The following is a 23,195-nucleotide window of genomic DNA, read 5'->3' as shown; positions in this document are numbered from 1 at the left end:
GCGGCGTCGTGAACGTGAAGGGGCTGCCATCGCTCGCGTTTTATCCCGTCCAGCGTAAATCAGTATCGCACGTCGTGGGCGGGAAAGGTCGGCGCCATTGATGTCGATCAGGTTGAGCGCAAGTTCGGGCCGCCCGAGTGTTGTCACGCCCGGGCGGCCCATTGCGTTTCCGAAGGCGAGATTACTTCGGCGGCTCGACGTGGCCGCCGAAGCCGAAGCGCATCGCCGAGAGCAGGCGGTTGGCGTAGGTGTTTTCCTTGCGCGAGCTGAAGCGCGAGAACAGTGCATTGGCCAGCACCGGGGTGGCCACACCCTGCTCGACGGCGGCGTCGATCGTCCAGCGGCCCTCGCCGCTGTCGGCGACGGCGCCGGTGTAGTGGTCGAGCCGCGGGTCGCCGGCCAGTGCCTGGGCGGTGAGATCGAGCAGCCAGGAGGAAACCACGCTGCCGCGCCGCCAGACCTCGGCCACATCCGCCAGGTTCAGGTCGAAGCGCTCATCCTCCGGCAGGGCGTCCGAGGACTTGCTCTGCATCAGCTCGAAGCCTTCGGCATAGGCCTGCATCAGGCCGTACTCGATGCCGTTGTGAACCATCTTCACGTAGTGACCGGCGCCCACCGGGCCGGCGTGGATGTAGCCGCGCTCGGCGCGGTCGTCCGGGGCGTTGCGACCGCGGGTACGCTCGAGATCGCCGTAGCCGGGCGCCAGGGTGTCGAACAGCGGTTCGAGATAGTCGAAGACCGCCTGCTCGGCGCCGACCATCATGCAGTAGCCGCGCTCCAGCCCCCACACGCCGCCGGAGGTGCCCACGTCCACGTAGTGGATGCCCCGGGGCTTGAGTGCCCGGGCCCGGCGGATATCGTCCTTGTAGAAGGTGTTGCCGCCGTCGATGATGATGTCGCCCGGCGCCATCAGCTCGGCGAGGGTGTTGATGGTGGCTTCGGTAGGCTCGCCGGCCGGCAGCATCACCCAGACCGCGCGCGGGGCCTCGAGGCGGTCGACCATCGCCGCCAGGCTGTCGGCATGGCCGGCGCCTTCCTCGATGAGCGCCGAGGTGACGGCGGGGTCCTGATCGTGGGCGACGACCTCATGGCCGCCGCGCATCAGACGACGGGCGATATTGCCCCCCATGCGGCCGAGGCCGATGATACCGAGTTGCATGGTGTTTCCTTTGACGATGGATCGGGGATAGGGAAGTCGGAACGGCGGCAAGCCTACCGTCAGCGGTGCCGGGACGCAAAGCGGGCCATGTCGTGTGACATGGCCCTGTAGGCAGATGCCCTAGTTACGGGCATCTTGTTCTCAAGGCTTCAAGCTGCAGTGGAGTATCTTTTCCATGGGAGTCGCGAAACATGGACTCTGGATAGAAAGTTAACAATGTCGCGTCTTCCCCTAAATGTTGGGACGCCTCGTGCATCTTGCCCCATCAAAATTATTGGGGTGTTGGGAAAACTCTGAGAGAAGGAGGCGATGGCCTTCTGACTCTCGTGCAGTGAGTTAACAACATGCTTTTTAACTACTACGACCGCGAATGTAACGCCTTGCTCTTTCACTAATGCGGCATCAAACTGCATGGCTAGCTAGCCTCCGTCATTGCACATTTCAGTGGTTGACTTGAGCAAGCATCACGACCAGAATTCCCTCGCGATCGGAGTTGGCCAAGGTGCCTGCTCCAAGAGATGCGGGAAGTGCCACCTTCCCCTCTCTCGGGCCCAGGGCGTCAGTCCTGGGCCTTTCTATTGGTCCCTACCCAAGCATTGGGTAGGGACCAAAGCTTGCTAATTTAGTCCCAGCTCAGCGCGCCGCCGACCTGGTATTCGGTGACGCGCGTCTCGAAGAAGTTCTTCTCCTTGCGCAGGTCGATGATCTCGCTCATCCACGGGAAGGGATTCTGCGCGCCGGGGAACTGCTCCTTGAGGCCGATCTGCGCCAGGCGGCGGTTGCAGATGAAGTGCAGGTACTCCTCCATGATCGCCGCGTTCATGCCCAGCACGCCGCGGGGCATGGTGTCGCGGGCATAGGCGACTTCCAGTTCGGTGCCCTCGAGGATCATCTGGGTGACCTCGTCCTGGAACTCGGCGGTCCACAGGTGCGGGTTCTCGATCTTGATCTGGTTGATCATGTCGACGCCGAAGTTCAGGTGCATCGACTCGTCGCGCAGGATGTACTGGAACTGCTCGGCGACGCCGGTCATCTTGTTGCGCCGACCCATGGAGAGGATCTGGCTGAAGCCGCAGTAGAAGAAGATGCCTTCGGTGACGCAGTAGAAGGCGATCAGGTTGCGCAGCAGTTCCTGGTCGGTTTCCGGGGTGCCGGTGTGGAAGTCCGGACGCGCCAGCGACTGGGTGTGCTTGAGGCTCCAGGCCGACTTGGCGGAGACCGAGGGCACCTCGCGGTACATGTTGAAGACTTCGCCTTCATCCATGCCCAGCGATTCCACGCAGTACTGGTAGGCGTGGGTGTGGATCGCTTCCTCGAAGGCCTGGCGCAGCAAGTACTGGCGGCATTCGGGGTTGGTGATCAGCCGGTAGACGGCCAGCACCAGGTTGTTGGCGACCAGCGAGTCGGCGGTGGAGAAGTAGCCCAGGCTGCGCTCGACGATGCGCCGCTCGTCGGCGGTCAGGCCGTCGTTGCTCTTCCACAGCGCGATGTCGGCGTTCATGTTGATTTCCTGGGGCATCCAGTGGTTGGCACTGCCATCCAGGTACTTCTGCCACGCCCACTCGTACTTGAAGGGCACGAGCTGGTTGAGGTCGGCGCGGGCGTTGATCATGCGCTTGTCCTCGACATCGATGCGCGCGGCACCCATCTCGAGTTCCTCGAGGCCGGCGGCGACGTCGAGTTCCTCCAGCGAGGCACGGGCCCGGGCCAGCCGGTCGCCCTCGGCAGGGCGGTAGTCGCCGCCGGTTTCCTTCACGGCCGGCTCGGCACGTGGCGTCGGCTGCGGCGCGGGGGCCGGTTCGGGCTGCTCGGCGGCCGGGGCCTCGTCTTCGTAAAAATCGTCCCAGTTCAGCATGTCTCTGTCCTGTTCTCTCGCTGGCGGCGTCAGGGGCTGACGCCGGTGGCTGGACTCTGTGGGCTTCGAGCTTCGAGCTTCGAGCTTCGAGCTTCGAGCTTCGAGCTTCGAGCTTCGAGCGGCTCGCTGCCCGTGACCGGATTACTGACAGGCCTCGCAGCCCAGCTCGTCGATCTCGCCGGCGGAGGGGGCGCGCGAGCCGCTGCCGCCCTTGCCGGTCAGGAAGTCGTCGATGCCGCGCGGTTCGGGCTTCGGCGCCTCGGCGGCCGGGGCGGGCGCGGGTTCGCCGCCGCCGGCGTTGCTCACGGCGTTGAGCTTGCCGCGGTCGACGGTCGACTTCTCCACCGAGGTGGCGCTCAGGGCACGCAGGTAGTAGGTGGTCTTGAGACCGCGGAACCAGGCCATGCGGTAGGTGACGTCGAGCTTCTTGCCCGAGACCCCGGCGATGTAGAGATTCAGCGACTGCGCCTGGTCGATCCACTTCTGGCGACGCGCGGCGGCCTCGACCAGCCACTTGGGTTCGATCTCGAAGGCGCTGGCGTAGCGCGCCTTGATATCGTCCGGTACGCGGTCGATGGGCTGCACGCTGCCGTCGTAGTACTTGAGGTCGTTGATCATCACCTCGTCCCACAGGCCGCGCTCCTTGAGATCGCGCACCATGTAGGCGTTGACCACGGTAAACTCGCCGGACAGGTTCGATTTCACGAACAGGTTCTGGTAGGTCGGCTCGATCGACTGCGAGACGCCGCAGATGTTGGAGATCGTCGCGGTCGGGGCGATGGCCATGACGTTGGAGTTGCGCATGCCCTGGCTGGCGACCTTGTCGCGGATGCGCTGCCAGTCCTGGGTCGTGCTGGTGTCGACCTCGATGTAGTCGGCGCCGCGTTCGGCCTTGAGCTTTTCGATGGAGTCGATCGGCAGGATGCCCTGGCTCCACAGCGAGCCCTCGTAGCTCTCGTAACGGCCGCGCTCGGCGGCGAGGTCCGAGGAGGCCTCGATGGCATGGTAGCTGACCAGCTCCATGGAAGTGTCGGCGAAGCTCACCGCGTCATCCGAGGCGTAGGCGATGCCCTGCTTGTACAGCGCATCCTGGAAGCCCATGATGCCCAGCCCCACCGGGCGGTGCTTGAAGTTCGAGTTCTTCGCCTGCGGCACCGCGTAGTAGTTGATGTCGATGACGTTGTCGAGCATGCGCACCGCGGTCTTCACGGTCTTCTTGAGCTTCTCGCCGTCGAAGGCGCTGTCGACCACGTGCTGGGCGAGGTTGATCGAGCCCAGGTTGCACACCGCGATCTCGTCGGCGCTGGTGTTCAGGGTGATCTCGGTGCACAGGTTGGATGAGTGAACCACACCAGCGTGCTGCTGCGGGCTGCGCAGGTTGCACGGGTCCTTGAAGGTGATCCACGGGTGGCCGGTCTCGAACAGCATCGAGAGCATCTTGCGCCACAGGTCCTTGGCCTTGACGCGCTTGAAGAGCTTGAGCTGACCGGTATAGGTCATCGCCTCGTACTCCTCGTAGCGCTTCTCGAAGGCGGCGCCGTACAGATCGTGCAGGTCCGGGCACACGGAGGGCGAGAACAGCGTCCACTCCTTGTCGTCGAACACGCGCTTCATGAACAGGTCCGGCACCCAGTTGGCGGTGTTCATGTCATGGGTGCGGCGGCGGTCGTCGCCGGTGTTCTTGCGTAGCTCGATGAACTCCTCGATATCGAGGTGCCAGGTCTCGAGGTAGGCGCACACCGCGCCCTTGCGCTTGCCGCCCTGGTTGACGGCCACCGCGGTGTCGTTGACCACCTTGAGGAACGGCACCACGCCCTGGCTCTTGCCGTTGGTGCCCTTGATGTAGGAGCCCAGCGCGCGCACCGGGGTCCAGTCATTGCCCAGGCCGCCGGCCCACTTGGAGAGCAGGGCGTTGTCGCGGATCGCGCTGTAGATGCCGTCGAGGTGGTCGGGCACGGTGGTCAGGTAGCAGCTGGATAGCTGACTGCGCACCGTGCCGGCGTTGAACAGGGTCGGCGTGGAGGCCATGTAGTCGAAGCTGGAGAGCAGCTCGTAGAACTCGATGGCCCGCGCCTCGCGGTCGTCCTCATTGAGCGCCAGGCCCATGGCGACGCGCATGAACATCACCTGCGGCAGCTCGTAGCGGACGTCGTCGCGGTGGATGAAGTAGCGGTCGTAGAGGGTCTGCAGGCCCAGGTAGGTGAACTGGTTGTCGCGGGTGTGGTCGAGGGCGTCACCCAGACGCTCCAGATCGAACTCGGCAAGCGCCGGGTCGAGCTGCTCGAACTCGATGCCCCTGGCGATGTAGGCCTGGAAGGCCGGCTTGTAGAGTTCGGCCATGTCGCCGAAGGTGGCCTCGTCGGCGATACCCAGGAACGACAGCGCCTCGCGGCGCAGGTTGTCCTGCAGCAGCCGGGCGGTGACGTAGGTGTAGTTGGGTTCCTTCTCGACCAGGGTGCGTGCGGTCATCATCAGCGCCTGGGAGACCCCGTCGGCGCTGACGCCGTCGTAGAGGTTTTTCAGCGAGTCGTCGACGATCTTCTTGGGCTCGACGTTCTCGAGCTCCGCGCAGGCGTCATGCACCAGGGTCTCGACCCGGCCCAGGTCGAGCGGGCGCACGGTGCCGTCGGCCAGGGTGATGTTGAGCGTGGGGTGGGGCTTGGCGATGTCATCGCCGGCGGCCTGGCGGGCGCGGGCGTGTTCCTCGCGGTAGAGCACGTAGGCGCGGGCGACCTTCTGCTCGCCGGCGCGCATCAGGGCCAGCTCTACCTGGTCCTGAATGTCCTCGATGTGCAGGGTGCCGTTGTCCGGCGTGCGCCGCTCGAAGGCCTCGACGATCTGGGCGGTGGCCTCGGCGACGAAGTCGCGGATGCGCGAGGAGGTACCGGCGTTGTCACCCTCGACCGCGATGAAGGCCTTGGTCATGGCCACCGAGATCTTGCTGGCGTCGAAGGCGGCAACATCGCCGTTGCGCTTGATCACCCGCAGTTGCTTGGGAGCGGTCACGTTCATGCCCGTCGGGTCGGGAGCGAGAGTGGTTTCCATGGCGCCGGTCATCCGTTGGTGAAAGGTGGTGAAGTGAGTTCGCCGCCGGCAGGGCGGCATGACAATGCGGTCAGCGAGCCGCGGATGCGGTCATTGACAGCGCTGTCCTGACTTGTTAGGCGGCACAGCATATAGTGCCCTTGAGGTGAATGGGCACAAGATAGTGTGCTTTTCGGGGCTCGGCAAGTGGATAACTTGTGGGCAAGGTGTGTCTTGTCCGGGGGCTTTCAGGCGACCCGGCTGCAGGGTGCATGGTTGCGCCTTTCGGCGCTTTCGGACGTTTTCGATGCCGCGCATGAGTGTTTACAATGAGATGCATTGGCACGTTTTCAGCGCGAGTCGCTCCGGGGCCGTGATGCCGAAGGCAGGCGTCTCGCCGGTGCCGGACTGGCAGGGCCCGCGAGCCGAAACGAGTTCGGCTATCCTCTGCGACGATTCGCTAGGGTTGAGGAGGGCCGTCTCGTAACCCCGTGTTGCAGGGTGTAGCATCATGGAAGCGGTTGCAGGGGCCGATGGGAACCGATCGTCGGCGGCGTCAGGCCGCCCCAGTCAACAGGATGGATGACAGCTTGGACAGCAAACACAAGGATCATGTACTGATCATCGAGGACGATGAGCGCCTGGCGAACCTGACTCGGGAGTATCTCGAGGCCAATGGCTTTCGCGTGACGCTCGAGGCGGACGGCACCCATGCCGTCGAGCGCATCGTCGAGCTGGAGCCGGACCTGGTGATTCTCGACCTGATGCTCCCCGGCGAGGACGGCCTGTCCATCTGCCGGCGCGTTCGCCCGCAGTATGCCGGACCGATTCTGATGCTGACCGCGCGCACCGACGACATGGATCAGGTGCTGGGGCTGGAGATGGGGGCTGACGACTATGTGCCCAAGCCGGTACAGCCGCGCGTACTGCTGGCCCGCATGCGGGCGCTGATGCGTCGCAGCGAGCCGATGGAGAGCGCCAGCGGCGCGGTCCGCCTGACCTTCGACAACCTGGTGATCGACAGCGCCACGCGCGAGGCCTGGCTGGAGGGCGAGCGCATCGACCTGACCAGCGCCGAGTTCGACCTGCTGTGGCTGCTGGCCGACAATGCCGGCCGGGTGCTGACCCGCGAGGAGATCTTCTCCGCGCTGCGCGGCATCAAGTACGACGGCCAGGACCGCTCGATCGACGTGCGCGTGTCGCGAATCCGGCCCAAGATCGGTGACGATCCCAACCAGCCGCATCGCATCAAGACCGTGCGCAGCAAGGGTTATCTGTTCGTCAGGGACGCCTGATCGCCATGCGCCGGATGCTGGCCGACAGCACCTTCCTGCGGGTCTACGCCGCGCTGCTGCTGGCGCTGGTCCTGACCTTCGGCCTGGCGATGCTGGGCTATCTGGTGGTCGACCAGGTGCGTCGCGAGCACTATCGCGAGCGCCTGGCCAGCGCGCCCATGGTGCTGCTCTCGACCCTGGTCGGCGAGGTCGCGCCCCACGAACGCCCCGCCTGGCTCGAGCGCCAGAGTGAGCGTCTCAACATCGCCCTGATCCTGCATGCGTCGGATACCCTCGACATCAACTACTTCCAGCGTGCCCGCCTGCAGGAGGGACGCCCGCTGGTCGAGAGGGACGGCCACGGGACCTGGCACCTGTGGCGGCAGGTGCCCGGTGAAGCCGTGATACTCGAGGCGATGCTCGAGCAGTTGACCGAGCAGCAGATGCGCGGGCTGGTCGACAGCCTGCGCGGCTGGCTCGAGTCGGTGCCCGACCCCGACCAGCGCCTGCATGCGCTGGTCGACAAGCAGTCGTTGCCCATCACCCTGACCGCCGACCCGCCCGAGGGTCTCGACGAACGCCAGGCCGAGCGGCTGCGCGGCGGCGAGGTGGTGCTGCGCCTGGAGCCGGTCGAGCGCAGCCTGTCGGCCCATGCCCGGGTTCTCTCGCTGGGCGACGAGGGGACCGGCACGCGCTGGCTTCAGGTGGGGCCGGTGCACGCCTTCGACACCATGCCGCTGACCCTGACCCTGGGGCTGGTGCTGATCTCGCTGATGCTGCTGGCCGGCGCCATCTACCTCATCGTGCGTGGTGTCGAGGCGCGCATGGCGCGGCTCGAGAAGGCGGCGACGCGCATCGCCGGCGGCTACCTGGACACCCGCGTCAAGGTCGACAGCAGCGACTTCATGGGCCGGCTGGGCATGGCCTTCAACGGCATGGCGGCGCAGGTGCAGTCGCTGATCCGGGCCCAGCAGGAGATGATCCGGGCGGTTTCCCACGAGCTGCGCACGCCGGTGGCGCGGATCCGCTTCGCCGTGCAGATGGTCGACGACATGACCGAACAGGAGGCGGTGCGCCGCCAGCTCGAGGGCATCGACAACGATATCGAGGAACTCGACCAGCTCATCGACGAGATTCTCACCTACGCCCGGCTGGGTAGCGACAACGCCAGCGGCGTGCGCCTGGAAACCGACAGCGTCGATTGCCGGGCGATGGCCGAGCGGGTCGTCGAGACCCTGGCGCCGCTGCATCCGCGGATTCAGTTGTCCGTGGCGCCGGGGCCGGATGTCGACGTGATCGCCGAGCCGCGCTATCTGCAGCGGGCCCTGCAGAATCTGGTGGCCAACGCCTGCCGGCATGCCGAGGCCCGGGTCCTGATTCGGTTGTCGCAGGATGCCCGGGCCGTGCGCCTGGACGTCGAGGACGACGGCCCCGGGGTGCCGGAAGGCGACCGCCTGGAGGTCTTCAAGCCGTTCGCCCGGCTCGACGACAGCCGCACGCGGCGCTCCGGCGGCTATGGCCTGGGCCTGTCGATCGTGCAGAAGATCATGCTCTGGCACGGCGGCAGCGTGGTGGTCGACGACAGCCCGCGCCTGGGGGGGGGCCGCTTCAGTCTGCTGCTGCCGGTCACCACGCAGGTCGTACGCAAGGGCCCCGTCACCTGATCCAAGGAGCTCCCATGTCCCGTGAGAATACCGTGAGTGTCGCTGACCTGGCCGGTGCCTGGCGGCTCGAGCGCTTCGTCTACCGCTGGCCCGACGGGCGCGAACTGGCCCCGCTGGGCGAGGTGCGCGGTCAGCTGCTTTATCTTCTGGACGGCGATGCCCGGCCGGCTCGCATGGCGGTGCAGGTGGCCGCCGACCGGCGCCCGCCGTTCGACCCGGCCAGCGAGGCCGGCCTGGCCGCCCATTTCCAGAGCGGTTTTGCCTACGGCGGGTGCTGGACGCTGGATGACGACGCGGTGCATCACGATGTCGATATCGCCAGCCTGCCGTTCTGGGAAGGCGCCCGCCTGACCCGCCAGGTGGTGCTCGAGGACGGCCGCCTGGTGCTGTCCACCGACGAACCCAGCCCGCAGCGGCCCGAGGGCGGCTACACGACGCTTCTCGAGTGGACCCGCAGCGCTGCCGGGAAGCCTAGGCCGGCTTGATCCCCGACAGCACCGCAAACGAGGTCTCGCGGGCGGTGCGCAGGAAGTCCTCCATCCACGGCAGCTCGCGGGTGTCCTCGCGGATTGCCGCGAACAGCGTGCTCCACACGCCGTGCTCGCCCAGCGGCAGTGCCCGCACGTAGTCGCGCTCCAGGTATTCGGTCAGTGCCCAGTTGGGCAGTGCACAGACGCCGCGGCCGCTGGCCACCAGCTGCATCATCATGATCGTCAGCTCGGCGGTGCGCACCTCGCGCGGCGCCAGCCCGGCCGGGTCGAGAAATTGCGTGAAGACGTCGAGCCGGGCGTGCTCCACCGGGTAGGTGATCAGCGTCTCCTCGGCCAGATCCGACGGCGTCACGTAGGGCCGGTCCACCAGGCGGTGCTGCTTGGCCACCGCCAGCAATCCCTCGTAGCGGAACAGCGGCTCGTAATGCACCCCGGCCAGCGGCTGGGGGTCGGCGGTGATCACCAGGTCGAGCTGCTCGCGGGCCAGCGCCGGCAGCGGGTCGAAGTTGTGGCCGCTGGGGATGTCCACCTCCACCTCCTGCCAGTGGTCGCGGAAGCGATCGATGGTCGGCATCAGCCACTGGAAGCAGCTGTGGCACTCGATGGCCATGTGCAGCCGCCCCTGCTCGTCGCCGGCCAGGCGCGCCAGGTCGCGTTCGGCCATGCGCACCTGGGGGAGGATCTGGTCGGCCAGCGCCAGCAGCCGCTCGCCGCTGCGGGTGAAGGCCACCGGGCGCGTCTTGCGCAGGAACAGCGGGTTGCCCAGGCGTTCCTCGAGGTCCTTGATCTGGTGCGACAGGGCGGACTGGGTGAGGTGAACCCGCTCGGCGGCCTCGACCAGCGAGCCGGCATCGCGCAGGGCAATCAGGGTGCGGAGATGACGAAGCTCGAGCATGACATGAAAGCCACTCACGTTGATGATTAGTTAATTTAGTTTGATTCACCTTGCGTGGCCAGTGAGACTTGCCGTCAACGCGAATGGCGAAACCTGTTCGCATTTTACCGGTTCACGACGGCAAGGAATAATCATGACGCTGGCTCATACCCTGGGATATCCCCGCATCGGGGCACATCGCGAACTCAAGCGTGCCGTCGAGGCCTACTGGAAGGGCGAGATCGACGCGGCCGCGCTGGAGGCCACCGGCCGCGAGCTGCGCGCGCGCCACTGGCAGGCGCAGCGCGACGCCGGGCTGGACTTCATCACCGTGGGCGACTTCGCCTTCTACGATCAGGTGCTCGACGTCTCCGTGCTGGTCGGCGCGGTGCCGCCGCGCTTCGGCGCCGAGGACGAGGTGGCACGCGGGGCGGTGTCGCTCGATACCGCCTTCCGCATGGCCCGCGGCCGGGCACCGACCGGCACGCCGGCGGCGGCCTGCGAGATGACCAAGTACTTCGACACCAACTATCACTACCTGGTCCCCGAGCTGTATCGCGATCAGTCGCTGCGTCTCGCCGGCACCCGGCTGTTCGACGAGGTGGACGAGGCGCTGGCCACCGGCCATCCGGTCAAGGTGGTGCTGACGGGGCCGCTGACCTGGCTGTGGCTGGCCAAGACCCGGGAGGCGGGCGTCGAGCGCCTCGGGCGGCTCGACGAGCTGGTCACCGTCTACGGCGAGATCCTCGCACGGCTGGCCGAGCAGGGCGTCGAATGGGTGCAGCTCGATGAGCCGGCGCTGGTCCAGGACCTGCCGCGGGACTGGCAGCAGGCGTTCGAGACGGCCTACCACAAGCTGCAGTCGGCGCCGGTCAGGCTGCTGCTGGCCACCTACTTCGATGATCTGGGCGACAACCTGGGCCTGGCCACCGGGCTGCCGGTCGATGCCCTGCACATCGACTGCGTGCGGGCGCCGGACCAGCTCGAACGGGTGCTCGACCGCCTGCCGGCCTACAAGATCCTCTCGGTGGGGGCGATCGACGGCCGCAACATCTGGCGCGCCGACCTGGCGGCGCTGCGCGAGCGCCTGGCCACCGCGCGCATGCGCCTCGGCGAGCGGCTGTGGCTGGCGCCGTCCTGCTCGCTGCTGCACGTGCCGGTGGATCTCGCCAGCGAGACGCGCCTCGACCCCGAGCTCAAGGGCTGGCTGGCCTTCGCCCGCCAGAAGCTCGACGAGGTGGCCACCCTGGCGCGGCTGGTCGACAATCGAGGCGATGACGCCGACCGGGCCGCGCTCGAGGCTGCCACCGCGGCGCTCGATGCCCGCCGCCGCTCGACGCGCATCCATCGGTCGGCCGTCGCCGAGCGCCTCGCGGCGCTGCGCCCGGAGGATGCCCGCCGCGCCAGCCCCTATCCCGAGCGGGCCCGGGCGCAGCATGCCCGGCTCAAGCTGCCGCTGTTCCCGACCACCACCATCGGTTCCTTCCCGCAGACCGCCGCGATCCGTGCCGCGCGGCGCGACGCCAGGCGTGGCGAGCTGAGCCGCGAGGCCTACGAGGCGCGCATGCGCGAGGAAATCGCCCATGCCGTCGAGCGCCAGGAGGCCCTGGGGCTTGACGTGCTGGTGCATGGCGAGCCGGAACGTAACGACATGGTCGAATACTTCGGCGAGCGGCTCGACGGCTTCGCCTTCACCGATTTCGGCTGGGTGCAGAGCTACGGCTCGCGCTGCGTCAAGCCGCCGGTGATCGTCGGCGATGTCAGCCGGTCGCGGCCGATGACCGTGGAATGGAGCCGCTATGCCCAGTCGCTGACCGACCGGCCGATGAAGGGCATGCTCACCGGCCCGGTGACCCTCCTGCAGTGGTCGTTCGTGCGTGACGACCAGCCCCGCGAGACCACCTGCCGGCAGATCGCCCTGGCGCTGCGCGACGAGGTCGCCGACCTCGAGGCCGCGGGCATCGGCGTGATCCAGATCGACGAACCGGCGCTGCGCGAGGGGCTGCCGCTGCGCCAGAGCCGCTGGCAGGGCTATCTCGACTGGGCGGTGAACTGCTTCCAGCTGAGCGCGGCGGTGGCCCGCGACGCGACGCAGATTCATACCCACATGTGCTATTCGGAGTTCAACGACATCATCGCCGCGATCGCCGCGCTGGATGCCGACGTGATCACCATCGAGACTTCGCGTTCGGACATGGAACTGCTCGACGCCTTCCAGGACTTCGCCTATCCCAACGAGATCGGCCCGGGGGTCTACGACATCCATTCGCCGAACATTCCCGAGGTGGACTGGATGGTGGCGCTGATGGCCAGGGCCGCCGAGAAGATCCCCGCCGAGCGGTTGTGGGTCAACCCGGACTGCGGCCTCAAGACCCGCGGCTGGGCCGAGGTCGAACCGGCGCTGGCGGCGATGGTCGAGGCCGCCGGGGTGCTGCGCCGGCGTTTCGGCTGAGCCAGGCCGGTCGAGCGCGACGCCCGGTCGCCGGTGTGCGGCCGGGCGTCGCCGCTTGCACGATGACTGATAAGATGGTCCCGATCGCATCGCTTTCATCCGACGGGAGTCATCATGCGCCTCATTCCTGCCTCGCTGCTTTTCCTGATGCTTGCCGGCCCGCTGGGGCTGGCCGGCTGTGCCGTCCACCAGCCCGGCTCGCCGCCGCCGGCGGTGTCCGATCTGGCCTCCGGGGAGGCATCGGCCGACCCGAGCGCCGCGCCCGCATCTCCGCTGCTGCCCTCGGCGTTCTTCGCCGACGGGGCCGATGCCTTCATCGCCTGGCGCTGCACGCCGGCCCAGGACCTGATCTCGGCGTTCCCCGAGGATCATCTGCGGCTGTGGTCGGGCCAGGGCCACTACCGGCTCGACCCGGCGGTGGTGGCCTCGGGCGCCCGCTACGTGAAGGGAGACCTGTCATTCTGGAATCAGGGCGACAAGGCGCTGGTGGAGAGCGACAACGGCCGCCTGGAGTGCCATGAGGACGTGCATCGCCGCACCCTGACCCGGGCCGATCATCCCGACTCGATCTTCCACGCCGTGGGCAACGAGCCGGGCTGGACGCTGGATCTGGACCGCCGTGCCGCCCGCCTGCATCTGGTGACCGAGTACGGCGAGCAGGCGCGCACCCTGAAGTATCAGCTGCTCGGCCTCGACAACGGCGAGCAGGCCCGTGTCACCCTGCGCGCCCACGACAACGGCGAGCCGATCACCATCCGCCTGCGGGCGCGGGCCTGCTTCGACGCGATGAGCGGCAAGCCCTACCCGGTGCGGGTGCGCATCGAGACCCCCGAACGGGTCCTGCAGGGCTGCGGGCAGGGCATCGAGCGATCCTCCTGAGTCGATTTTGTCGAATGGTTGGCGGAGTTTTTTGCGATTTTCATTGCAAAAAAGCCAAGTAACATGGGCGGCATGATCCATTCATCAGGAGGCCAGACCCATGACCACACCGACCAAGGTGCTGCTGCTCAACAGTTCGATTCTCGGCGACAACGGCCAGTCGCGCGGCCTGGCGGCCCACTTCAAGGCGCAGGCCGAGCGTCGCGGCGGCGTGACCATCACCGAGCGTGACCTGGTGGACGATGCGCTGCCGCACCTGGACGGCGCCGAGCTGGGCAGCTGGATGGTCGACGCGGCCGAGCGTGATGCCACCCAGCGTGACCTGGCCGGGCGTTCCGAGACGCTGCTCGAGGAACTCTTCGCGCACGACGTGATCGTGCTGGCGACGCCGCTGTACAACCTGGGCATCCCCTCGCAGCTCAAGGCCTGGTTCGACCGCGTGCTGCGCGCCGGCCGCACCTTCCGTTATACCGAGAATGGCCCGCAGGGGCTGGTCGAGGGCAAGCGCGCCCTGGTGCTCGCCGCCCGCGGCGGCCAGTATGCCGGCACGCCGCTCGACTCCCAGACGCCGCACCTCACCCACATGCTGGGACTGATGGGCATCGGCGACGTCGAGTTCGTGTATGCCGAAGGCCTGGCGATGGGCGACGAGGCCCGCGAGCGGGCCCTGGGCGAGGCGCGCCAGGCCATCGACGCGCTGGTCGACCGTCTGTAATCAGCACGCCATCGAGCGACGATGCCGGGCCTCAGCGCCCGGCATCGTCGTTTCCGGCACCGGACGCGACGAACGTCCGGTGGTCCTGGGCGACGCAGTCGGCATAGCGCATCGCCAGGGTGGTGACCAGGTCGGTGAAGGCGTCCAGTCGGCCTTCCAGATGGTGGCAGACATGGCGGGCGAAACGGCCCGGGTCGTCGGGATTGAGCGAGCGCGAGCCGCGCAGGTGCTCGCGGGCGAGGATCCGCCCCCACTGGCGGACCAGCTTGCGGTAGGACTTGCCGTCATCGATCTTGTGGGTCGGATAGTCGGCCTTGAACGGCGAGCGCTCGCGCACCGAGAACACCGTCTCGCCGAGATGCAGCCAGCCCAGGTACGGGTCGGGGTGCTCGGCGATGGCATGAAAGGCGGCGGCGTGACGGATGCCCTCGTGCGGGAAGGCGGCCCGCCAGGCGCGCTTCTCGGCGCGGTCCATCAGCCGCCAGCCCTCCGGCGGCGTCTGCTGCTTGATGTCGAGGATCACGTCGTCGTGGCCGTGGGCCTCGTCGGCCTCGATCAGCACGTAATAGCGCTCCAGCCCCAGCGAGCCGGTGCCGGCGTCGAGCCGGCGCGCCAGATCCTTGACGCGAAAGTGCGCCGCGCCCTGGTTGGCGGCGCCGCCGGACAGGGTCTGCGGGTATTCCGTCTCCACCGCCTTGCGCAGCTGGCTGGCCTTGTCGGCCGGCAGGCCGGCCAGCTTGTTGGGGCGGTCGGCGAAGCGACGCCCCTCGCCGTCGCGCCGGGTCCACTTGCCGAGCATGCGCGCCCGGCTGTTCTTGGCGGCGACGTCGCCGAGAAAGCCCTTGAGCACGCCCTTGGCGGTATCGAGGTTGACGGCCTCGGGGATCTCGCCCTCGCGGTGGCGGGCCAGCTCGGCCTGATAGTGGGCGAGCAGGGTGGCGACCGCCTTGCGCGTGGCCTTGGCGGACAGCCCCACGTTCTCCCGGGCGTCGAGCACCACGCTGATCGCCAGGCGCCAGACGTCGTACTGGTAGTCGCCGATCAGGGCGTCGTCGAAGTCGTCCATGCCGTAGCGCACGCGATCGTCGTGGTGGCCGTAGGCGCCGAAGTTGTAGGCATGGGCGTCGCCCTGCAGCCAGGTCTGGGTCTCGGGCGTGCCGCCGAACAGCGCGACGCGCCAGTCGTGCCACACGTCGTCCCAGTAGAGATGGTTGGTGCCGCGGAAGAAGCGGTAGGGGGAGGCGGCCAGCTTGGCATACTTGGCGTCGCGGTCGGCCGCGTCGAGGCCCGCGTTGGCCCGGGTGATGGCGTCGATCACCTGGCGGGGCCGGTTGTGCAGGGTCAGGGGCTGTGACATGCGATCGATTCCTGAAAGGTGGCGGCCGCCTGGGGCGGCGGTGCGGACAAGGGCAAGGAGTCTAGCTCGGCCGGATGACCGGCGTGTGTCGGCGGTGGCCAACCTCAGGCCGCGGCCCAGGGCGGACGATGGGCGAGGGCGCGGGCGTGGACCGGGCAGTCCTCGCGATGGGCGCCGGGCAGGTAGCCGGTGCTCATCAGGAACTCGTTGACGATTTCCGGGCCGGTGAAGCGGAAGGTGCGCTTGAACAGCCGGGTCCACTCGGCGAGTGACCGCGGGTGATGGGCATCCAGCCAGGCCTTGAAGCTGCCGTGCTCGGCCTGCAGGGCCTGCACCACGCCGGCGTTGTGGATCGCGGCGTCGACCTTGCGGCGGTTGCGGATGATGCTCGCATCGCCGAGCAGGCGTTCGCGCTCGGCGTCGCCGTAGGCGGCGACCCGGGCGACGCGGAAGCCCTCGAAGGCGGCCTGGAAGGCCTCGCGTTTCTTGAGCACCGTCAACCACGACAGCCCCGCCTGGTTGATCTCCAGGATCAGGCGTTCGAACAGGGTGTCGTCGTCGGTGACCGGGAAGCCGTACTCCCGGTCATGGTAGGGCCCGTGGTAGGGGTGGCCGGGGGCCAGGTCACAGTAGTCGGCCATGGCGGTTTCCGCATCGCGAATGGAGGTACCCGGGCCGCCCGTGTGACGTGGCGGCCGTCATCGGGCATCATGCCCCAGAACGCGTCGCCGGGAAAAGCCGTTCCCGGCAGCCCACCACGGAGGAACCTGAACATGCAGTATCTGCACACCATGGTCCGGGTCAGCGACCTCGAGGCGTCGCTGCACTTCTACTGCACCCTGCTGGGACTCAAGGAGATCAGCCGCAAGGAGAGCGAGAAGGGGCGTTTCACGCTGGTCTTCCTCGCGGCACCCGAGGACGAGGCACGGGCGCGCGAGGAAGGCACGGCAATGATCGAGCTGACCTGGAACTGGGACCCCGAGGAGTACACCGGGGGTCGCAACTTCGGCCACCTGGCCTATCGGGTCGACGACATCTACGCGCTGTGCGAGCACCTCCAGGCCAACGGCGTGACCATCAACCGTCCGCCGCGCGACGGCCACATGGCCTTCGTGCGCTCGCCGGACGGCATTTCCATCGAACTGCTGCAGAAGGGCGATGCCCTGGCGCCGCAAGAGCCGTGGGCTTCCATGGAGAATACCGGCAGCTGGTAAAGAGGATGCTTGCAAACTACTGCGCTAGGCCATGCTGCGTCAAAATCAGCCTCGCGCGCGAGCCCGGTCAATAGTGCTCATTTACAATCTCGTAAACTCCGCTATTTCGGCTGATTTTTCCTTGCCTGGCCGTCGCTCGTAACATTTGCAAACACCCTCTGGGTATTGGTTGAGGCTAGGGAGGAGCGCATGCAGCTGGATGAAACACTGCACGCCGCCTTTCGCCGCGAGGCGGCGGAGCTGGACGGCGTCGATGTCGCGGCCTACGAGAAGTACGGCCGCGACCCGTGCGAGCCGATCATCGGCCTCGGTCCGCGCGAGGCGCCGGTCGGCTTCTTCGGCCGCGACCCGGGGGAGCAGGAGGTGCGCTGGGGCGAGCCGTTCATCGGCGCCGGCGGGCAGAAGGTCCGCGAAGGGCTGTACCGGGCCATCCACGGCGCGGCGCTGCCCGATTTCGAGGCCTCGCGCGAGGTCGGCCGGCTGGCCTTCTGGGCCAACACCGTGCCCTACAAGCCGACCGGCAACAAGGCCTGGCCGATGGCGGTCAAGCGCCGCTTCCAGCCGCTGATGGCCGCCGTGCTGGTGGATCACTGGCAGGGGCGGGAACTGATCACCCTGGGCCGCGAAGCCTTCCTGTGGTTCGGCATCAACCAGCCGCGCGAGACGCGTCAGGCGCTGGAGGCGTTCTGGAAGCGCGACGACCGCTTCGAGAGCCACCATGACACGACGCTGACGCTGGAAAACGGCCACGCGGCGACCTTCCGGCTGTATCCACTGCCGCATCCCTCGCCGCTCAACCAGACCTGGTACCGGCGCTTTCCGGCCCTGCTGGCGGCGCGCCTCGAGGCGCTCGATGCCGCACGCCGGCTGGGCTGAACCGGCCGTGTGGCGAGCCTAGGCACTGTCTGAAAAGTCGACGAGCGAAGGTCAGACAAGGCAAAAATCAGCGAAAAGGCGGAGTTTACGGGGTGTAAATGAGCATTTTGAGCTGATTTTTAACGCAGTATGGCCGAGCGCAGACAGTTTTCAGACAATGCCTAGTCGGGGCGGATCGCCAGCCGCCCGCTACCCAGCAGGATCAGGGCGAGGGCGCCGATCAGGTACATGCCCTGCAGCTCCAGTGCCCAGCCGCCCTGGTCGGTCAGGCTCAGCAGCTGGCCGGTATGCACCAGCGCGATGGCGATGATCATGTTGCCGGCCATCAGTACGCCGGCGATGCGCGTCTGCCAGCCGATGATCGCCATCAGCGGCGCAACCACCTCGCCGATCAGCACCCCGTAGGCCAGGAAGGCAGGCAGGCCGTGATCGGCGACAAGCCCGCCGATCCAGTTGAGCGTGTCGGGGTGGAGCAGCTTGGCGATACCGTGGAGCAGTATCAGGCCGCCCAGTCCCAGGCGCAGGACGAGCTTGCCGAGAGCGTCGTGGTGCATCGAGAGTCCCTTGTGTTCCCTGAATCGATGAATGACGTTGCCGTGCCTACTATTCCACAGCGCGGGCGCCGCTCCCAGCCGCCGTTTCCACGGCATGACAACGCCGTCGGCAGCGGGCGAACAAAATGCCCTTAGGCCCTACAAAAGCCGGGGCCGAGCGGCTACCCTAAGGAACCGTCGAGGTCGCCGTGCCTCGATGGCGCAACCGCCGGCCAGGACGGCGGGACGCCAAGGATCCAGACACAAAGAATGACATCGCAGCCGAAGACTCGTCGTATTGCCAGGAGTGATGCTGCGTCGCGCCAGCGGGCAAGGACGTCCGTGAAACCGCGACGGCATCGAGCATTCGGACCATGAGGCCTCTCGCCCGCGGCTTGCCCGCCGACGAGAAGGCAGCCGCCGGCACGAGGCCGGTGGAAGGAGAAAGGGACTTTCCATGCGAGGCATCTTCCGTCCGTTGCAGGCTCGGCTGGCGCGCATGCTGCCGGTTCGTGTTCTGCCGCCCGAACACCAGCGCTACTTTCACACGCTGTCGCGGTTGTACCTGATCGCCATCGTCACCTATGTCGTCGACCTGATTCCGCTGTTCTGGCTGCTGGGCAGTCAACGGTTGCTGGCGGTATCGCTGGTCGGACTGGCCGTGACGCTGGTGGCCCGCGAGATTCACCGACGCGGCTACATGGGCAGCGCCGTGATGCTGCTGCTGGGGATGATGACCGTCCACATGCTGTCGGCCCTGCAGATCTATGGCAGCGGCCGAGGCTTCGAACTGTATTTCGCCCTGATTCTGTTGATTACCTGCATCAGTGCCCTCGATCAGCGTCTGAAGTGGCTGGTCAGCGCCGGGGTGCTGGCGCTGACCACCTGGCAGTTGACGCGCAACGGCACGCCCGCCAGCGGACTGACGCCGGGGGTGGCGGATAGCGTGCTGATGGTGAACCTGGCCACGGTGAGCGTGCTGTTCGGCGTGATCCTGCGCCAGCTCGAGGGTGTGACCGAGCGTCTCGAGGTCAGCTACCGGCGCCAGGCCAACCATGACGCCCTGACCGGCGTCTACAACCGTCGCGCGGCGCTCAGGACCATCGAGCGCGCTCAGCTGAGCGGCGCGCCCTTCGCCCTGCTGATGCTCGATATCGACCACTTCAAGCGCATCAACGATACCTACGGCCACAAGTGCGGCGACCGCGCGTTGTGCCATGTGGTCGAATGCCTGCGTCTCAACCTGCGTGACGAGGACATGCTGGGCCGCTACGGCGGCGAGGAATTCATCGCCGTGCTGCAGGGCATGGATCGCGAGGAGGCGATGGGTGTGGCCCGGCGCCTGCGGGCCTGCGTGAGCGACACGCCCTACGAGACGCAGAGCCACGGTACGCTGTCCCTGACGGTGAGCATCGGCGTGGCGGTGCCTCGGGAGGCCCCCGACCTCGATGCCCTGGTGGCGCTGGCCGACCAGCGGCTGTATGCCGCCAAGCGCAGCGGGCGCAATCGGGTCTGCGGGCACGACATCGAATCTCCCGCCGCCCGCGAGGCCGCCCGGGAGATGTCGCTGGCCTTCGCCCCGTCACGTTCGTGAGGACGACCGGCCCGGCCGGGTATGGCCGGGCCGGCAGGAGCGGGTCTACAGGGCGGCGATCTTGTCGCGCTGCTCGGCGAGCACCTGGCGGCTGGCCTGGGCCTCGGCCAGCTTGGCACGCTCCTTCTCGACCACCTCGGCGGGCGCCTTGGCGACGAAGCTCTCGTTGCCGAGCTTCTTCTCGAGCCCGCCGATGAACTTGTCCTGCTTGTCGAGCTCCTTGCCCAGGCGCTTTAGCTCGGCGTCCTTGTCGATCAGCCCGGCCATCGGCACCAGCACTTCCATGTCGCCGACCAGCTGGGTGGCGGCGAGCGGTGCCGCGGCCGGGTCGTCGAGCCATTCGGCGCTGTCCAGCTTGGCCAGCTTGGCGAGGAAGCGGCGATTGGCCACGAGCCGCTCGCGGTCGGCGTCGCTGCCCTTGGTCAGCAGCACGTCGAGCGGCTTGCCGGGGGCCAGGTTCATCTCGGCGCGGATGTTGCGCACCGCGACGATCACGCCCTTGAGCCACTCGATGTCGCGTTCGGCGGTCTCGTCGAGGCGGGCGTCGTCGGCCTGCGGCCAGGGCTGGGTCATGAGCGATGCGCCCTCGGCGGCCGTGCCGGCCAGCGGCGCCACGCGCTGCCAGATTTCCTCGCTGATGAACGGCATCATCGGGTGCGCCAGGCGCAGGATGGCCTCGAGCACGCGCACCAGGGTACGCCGGGTGCCGCGCTTGGCCGCCAGCGAGGCGTTGTCGTCCCACAGCACCGGCTTGGAGAGCTCCAGATACCAGTCGCAGTACTCGTTCCAGACGAACTCGTAGAGCGCCTGGGAGGCCAGGTCGAAGCGGTAGTCGTCGAGCGTGCGGGTGACCTCGCGCTCGGTGCGCTGCAGCCGCGAGACGATCCAGCGGTCGGCCAGCGACAGCTCGACCTCGCCGTCGAGTCCCACATCCTCGCCCTCGGTGTTCATCAGCACGTAGCGCGAGGCGTTCCACAGCTTGTTGCAGAAGTTGCGGAAGCCGTCGAGACGGCCCATGTCGAACTTGACGTCGCGCCCGGTGGTGGCCAGCGACAGGAAGGTGAAGCGCAGCGCATCGGTGCCGTGGGGCTCGATGCCCTCGGGGAACTCGGCCCTGGTGGCCTTCTCGATGGCGCGGGCCTTCTGCGGCTGCATCATGTTGCCGGTGCGCTTGGCCACCAGGCTGTCCAGGTCGATGCCGTCGATCAGGTCGATGGGGTCGAGCACGTTGCCCTTGGACTTGGACATCTTCTGGCCCTGGGCATCGCGTACCAGGCCGTGCACGTAGACCTGCCTGAAGGGCACCTCGCCGGTGAACTTCAGGGTCATCATGATCATCCGCGCGACCCAGAAGAAGATGATGTCGAAGCCGGTGACCAGCACGCTGGAGGGGTGGAAGGTGGCGAGCTCGGGCGTGGGCTCCGGCCAGCCCAGGGTGCCGAAGGTCCACAGCCCGGAGCTGAACCAGGTGTCGAGCACGTCCTCGTCCTGGGTCAGCGCCACGTCGGCGGAAAGGCCGTACTTGTCGCGGGCCTCGGCCTCGCTGCGCGCCACGTAGACGTTGCCCTCGGCATCGTACCAGGCCGGGATGCGATGGCCCCACCACAGCTGGCGCGAGATGCACCAGTCCTGCAGGTCGCGCATCCAGGCGAAGTACATGTTCTCGTAGTTCTTCGGCACGAACTGGATATCGCCGTTCTCGACCGCCTCGATGGCGGGCTTGGCGAGCGTCTCGACGGCGACGAACCACTGGTCGGTGAGCAGCGGCTCGATGACGTCGCCACTGCGGTCGCCATAGGGCAGTGTGTTGGTGATCGTCTCGGTCTTCTCGAGCAGCCCCGCGGCCTCCATGTCGGCGACGATGCGCTCGCGGGCGGCGTAGCGATCGAGCCCGGCGTAGGCGGCCGGCAGGGCGGGATCGATGTCGTCACGTGGGCGACCCTGCAGGTCGAAGGCCTCGGCGCGCTCGCGGATGGTGGCCTCGGGGGTCATGACGTTGATCAGCGCGAGCCCCTGGCGCTTGCCGACCTCGTAGTCGTTGAAGTCGTGGGCCGGGGTGATCTTCACGCAGCCCGAGCCCTTGTCCATGTCGGCGTGCTCGTCGGCGACGACGGGAATGCGCCGGCCGACCAGCGGCAGCTCGATGAACTTGCCGATCAGCGAGGCATAGCGCGGGTCGTCCGGGTTGACCGCCACGCCGGTGTCGCCGAGCAGGGTCTCGGGGCGGGTGGTGGCGACCACCAGGTGATCGAGGCCCGCGTCGGTGGTGACGCCGTCGGCCAGCGGGTAGCGGAAGTGCCAGAATTGGCCCTGCTGCTCCTTGTTCTCGACCTCGAGGTCACTGATCGCGGTGTGCAGCGTGGGGTCCCAGTTGACCAGCCGCTTGCCGCGGTAGATCAGGCCCTCGTCGAACAGCCGCACGAAGACTTCCTGCACCGCCTTGTAGAAGCCGTCGTCCATGGTGAAGCGCTCGCGCGTCCAGTCGACGCTGGCGCCCATGCGCCGCAGCTGGCGGGTGATGTGGCCGCCGGACTCCTGCTTCCATTCCCAGATCTTGTCGGTGAACGCCTCGCGGCCCAGGTCGTGGCGACTCTTGCCTTCCTCGGCGGCGACCTTGCGCTCGACCAGCATCTGGGTGGCGATGCCGGCGTGGTCGGTGCCCACCTGCCACAGGGTGTTGCGGCCCTTCATGCGCTGGTAGCGCACCAGGGTGTCCATGATGGTGTCCTGGAAGGCATGCCCCATGTGCAGGCTGCCGGTGACGTTGGGCGGCGGGATCATGATCGAGAAGGGCTGACCCTCGCCCGAGGGCGCGAAGCGGTTGTCGGCTTCCCAGCGCTGGTACCAGCGGGTTTCGATCTGTTCGGGTTGGTAGGTCTTGTCCATGAGCGCTCTGTCTGACGGTGCCGGGTCGACCGAGCGCGGCCTCGCTTGTCGCGGCGCGCCACCGATCGCAGGCGTGAGGAAAAATGGGCCCGATTATAGCGTCCGTGGCCGGCAACGTCATGGGAGAGTCGGGCTGTGTAAACCCACCCGGTTGTTCACGGGAAGCCCCACCCGACTAATCGGGAGGTGGTCATTCAGGCTGACGGGCCCGCCGGGGTATCGTGGGGCGGGGATTTATCCCCGATGGCGGCTTCATCGCGACTGAAGTCGCTTGTATGTTGGAAATGACCCAACACGGGCAGTATGGAGAAGACTTGCCGGGGTGGAGGGACGAAGATCGCATCTGGC

17 protein-coding genes are annotated in these 23,195 nt (G+C 67.3%); 9 read left to right on the top strand and 8 right to left on the bottom strand.

From position 1 onward, the window contains the following. Positions 1-181 precede the first annotated feature (181 nt). The 3 genes from gnd to ACTCB7_RS05030 form a co-directional block, all read right to left on the bottom strand. Entirely contained in the window at positions 182-1,159 is a 978-nt protein-coding gene (gene gnd / locus ACTCB7_RS05040; protein ID WP_224415579.1) for a phosphogluconate dehydrogenase (NAD(+)-dependent, decarboxylating), read from the bottom strand. Between the two features lie 622 nt (positions 1,160-1,781). After that, positions 1,782-3,014: a ribonucleotide-diphosphate reductase subunit beta gene (locus ACTCB7_RS05035; protein ID WP_463005781.1), complete on the bottom strand. Its 1,233-nt coding sequence runs from the start codon at positions 3,012-3,014 to the stop codon at positions 1,782-1,784. Positions 3,015-3,155: 141 nt separating this feature from the next. Next, the gene (locus tag ACTCB7_RS05030; protein ID WP_463005780.1) at positions 3,156-6,059 is read right to left on the bottom strand and encodes a ribonucleoside-diphosphate reductase subunit alpha; all 2,904 of its coding nucleotides are present in this window, start codon (positions 6,057-6,059) and stop codon (positions 3,156-3,158) included. 557 nt (positions 6,060-6,616) lie between these two features. Between ACTCB7_RS05030 and ACTCB7_RS05025 the strand changes: the two genes are divergently transcribed. The 3 genes from ACTCB7_RS05025 to ACTCB7_RS05015 are packed head-to-tail and all read left to right on the top strand — an operon-like array spanning position 6,617 to position 9,461. Next, positions 6,617-7,333, top strand: coding sequence for a response regulator (locus ACTCB7_RS05025; protein WP_463005779.1), 717 nt, complete (start codon positions 6,617-6,619; stop codon positions 7,331-7,333). 5 nt (positions 7,334-7,338) lie between these two features. After that, positions 7,339-8,976: an ATP-binding protein gene (locus ACTCB7_RS05020; RefSeq protein WP_463005778.1), complete on the top strand. Its 1,638-nt coding sequence runs from the start codon at positions 7,339-7,341 to the stop codon at positions 8,974-8,976. A gap of 14 nt (positions 8,977-8,990) precedes the next feature. Continuing rightward, positions 8,991-9,461, top strand: coding sequence for a lipocalin-like domain-containing protein (locus ACTCB7_RS05015; protein WP_463005777.1), 471 nt, complete (start codon positions 8,991-8,993; stop codon positions 9,459-9,461). On the opposite strand, the gene ACTCB7_RS05010 is transcribed toward ACTCB7_RS05015, so the two are convergent. Then, positions 9,448-10,362, bottom strand: a complete 915-nt coding sequence (locus ACTCB7_RS05010; protein ID WP_224415573.1) for a LysR family transcriptional regulator — start codon at positions 10,360-10,362, stop codon at positions 9,448-9,450. The genes ACTCB7_RS05015 and ACTCB7_RS05010 overlap by 14 nt on opposite strands. 133 nt (positions 10,363-10,495) lie before the next feature. On the opposite strand from ACTCB7_RS05010, the gene metE reads away from it, so the two are divergent. The 3 genes from metE to ACTCB7_RS04995 all read left to right on the top strand — a co-directional run bounded on the left by metE (position 10,496) and on the right by ACTCB7_RS04995 (position 14,387). Then, entirely contained in the window at positions 10,496-12,793 is a 2,298-nt protein-coding gene (gene metE, locus ACTCB7_RS05005) for a 5-methyltetrahydropteroyltriglutamate--homocysteine S-methyltransferase (RefSeq protein ID WP_463005776.1), read from the top strand. 114 nt (positions 12,794-12,907) lie between these two features. After that, on the top strand, positions 12,908-13,672 hold the full coding sequence (locus ACTCB7_RS05000) for an MliC family protein (protein WP_224415571.1): 765 nt from the start codon (positions 12,908-12,910) through the stop codon (positions 13,670-13,672). A 100-nt stretch (positions 13,673-13,772) separates the two neighbouring features. Further along, positions 13,773-14,387: an FMN-dependent NADH-azoreductase gene (locus ACTCB7_RS04995; RefSeq protein WP_224415570.1), complete on the top strand. Its 615-nt coding sequence runs from the start codon at positions 13,773-13,775 to the stop codon at positions 14,385-14,387. A 31-nt stretch (positions 14,388-14,418) separates the two neighbouring features. Here the strand turns inward: ACTCB7_RS04995 and ACTCB7_RS04990 are convergent, their stop codons facing one another. Together ACTCB7_RS04990 and ACTCB7_RS04985 are read right to left on the bottom strand one after the other, a co-directional pair. Next, positions 14,419-15,744: a DUF2252 domain-containing protein gene (locus ACTCB7_RS04990; protein ID WP_224415569.1), complete on the bottom strand. Its 1,326-nt coding sequence runs from the start codon at positions 15,742-15,744 to the stop codon at positions 14,419-14,421. 104 nt (positions 15,745-15,848) lie between these two features. Continuing rightward, positions 15,849-16,385, bottom strand: coding sequence for a DNA-3-methyladenine glycosylase I (locus ACTCB7_RS04985; RefSeq protein ID WP_163650335.1), 537 nt, complete (start codon positions 16,383-16,385; stop codon positions 15,849-15,851). 132 nt (positions 16,386-16,517) lie between these two features. Between ACTCB7_RS04985 and gloA the strand changes: the two genes are divergently transcribed. Together gloA and ACTCB7_RS04975 are read left to right on the top strand one after the other, a co-directional pair. Further along, entirely contained in the window at positions 16,518-16,958 is a 441-nt protein-coding gene (gloA, locus tag ACTCB7_RS04980) for a lactoylglutathione lyase (protein WP_463005775.1), read from the top strand. Positions 16,959-17,147: 189 nt separating this feature from the next. Next, the gene (locus tag ACTCB7_RS04975; protein ID WP_463005774.1) at positions 17,148-17,834 is read left to right on the top strand and encodes a uracil-DNA glycosylase family protein; all 687 of its coding nucleotides are present in this window, start codon (positions 17,148-17,150) and stop codon (positions 17,832-17,834) included. Positions 17,835-17,995: 161 nt separating this feature from the next. Here the strand turns inward: ACTCB7_RS04975 and ACTCB7_RS04970 are convergent, their stop codons facing one another. Next, on the bottom strand, positions 17,996-18,388 hold the full coding sequence (locus ACTCB7_RS04970; protein WP_463005773.1) for a DoxX family protein: 393 nt from the start codon (positions 18,386-18,388) through the stop codon (positions 17,996-17,998). 436 nt (positions 18,389-18,824) lie between these two features. Here ACTCB7_RS04970 and ACTCB7_RS04965 point away from each other — a divergent pair, with 436 nt between their 5' ends. Beyond that, a complete protein-coding gene (locus ACTCB7_RS04965; RefSeq protein WP_463005772.1) occupies positions 18,825-19,961 on the top strand; it encodes a GGDEF domain-containing protein in 1,137 nt (378 codons plus the stop codon). A 45-nt stretch (positions 19,962-20,006) separates the two neighbouring features. Here the strand turns inward: ACTCB7_RS04965 and ACTCB7_RS04960 are convergent, their stop codons facing one another. Further along, on the bottom strand, positions 20,007-22,847 hold the full coding sequence (locus ACTCB7_RS04960; protein ID WP_463005771.1) for a valine--tRNA ligase: 2,841 nt from the start codon (positions 22,845-22,847) through the stop codon (positions 20,007-20,009). Positions 22,848-23,195 lie beyond the last annotated feature (348 nt).

The sequence above is a fragment of the Modicisalibacter sp. genome (assembly GCF_055145905.1).
The sequence above is the reverse complement of the archived record's forward strand: the minus strand, read 5'-3'. Positions and strand labels throughout refer to the sequence as shown.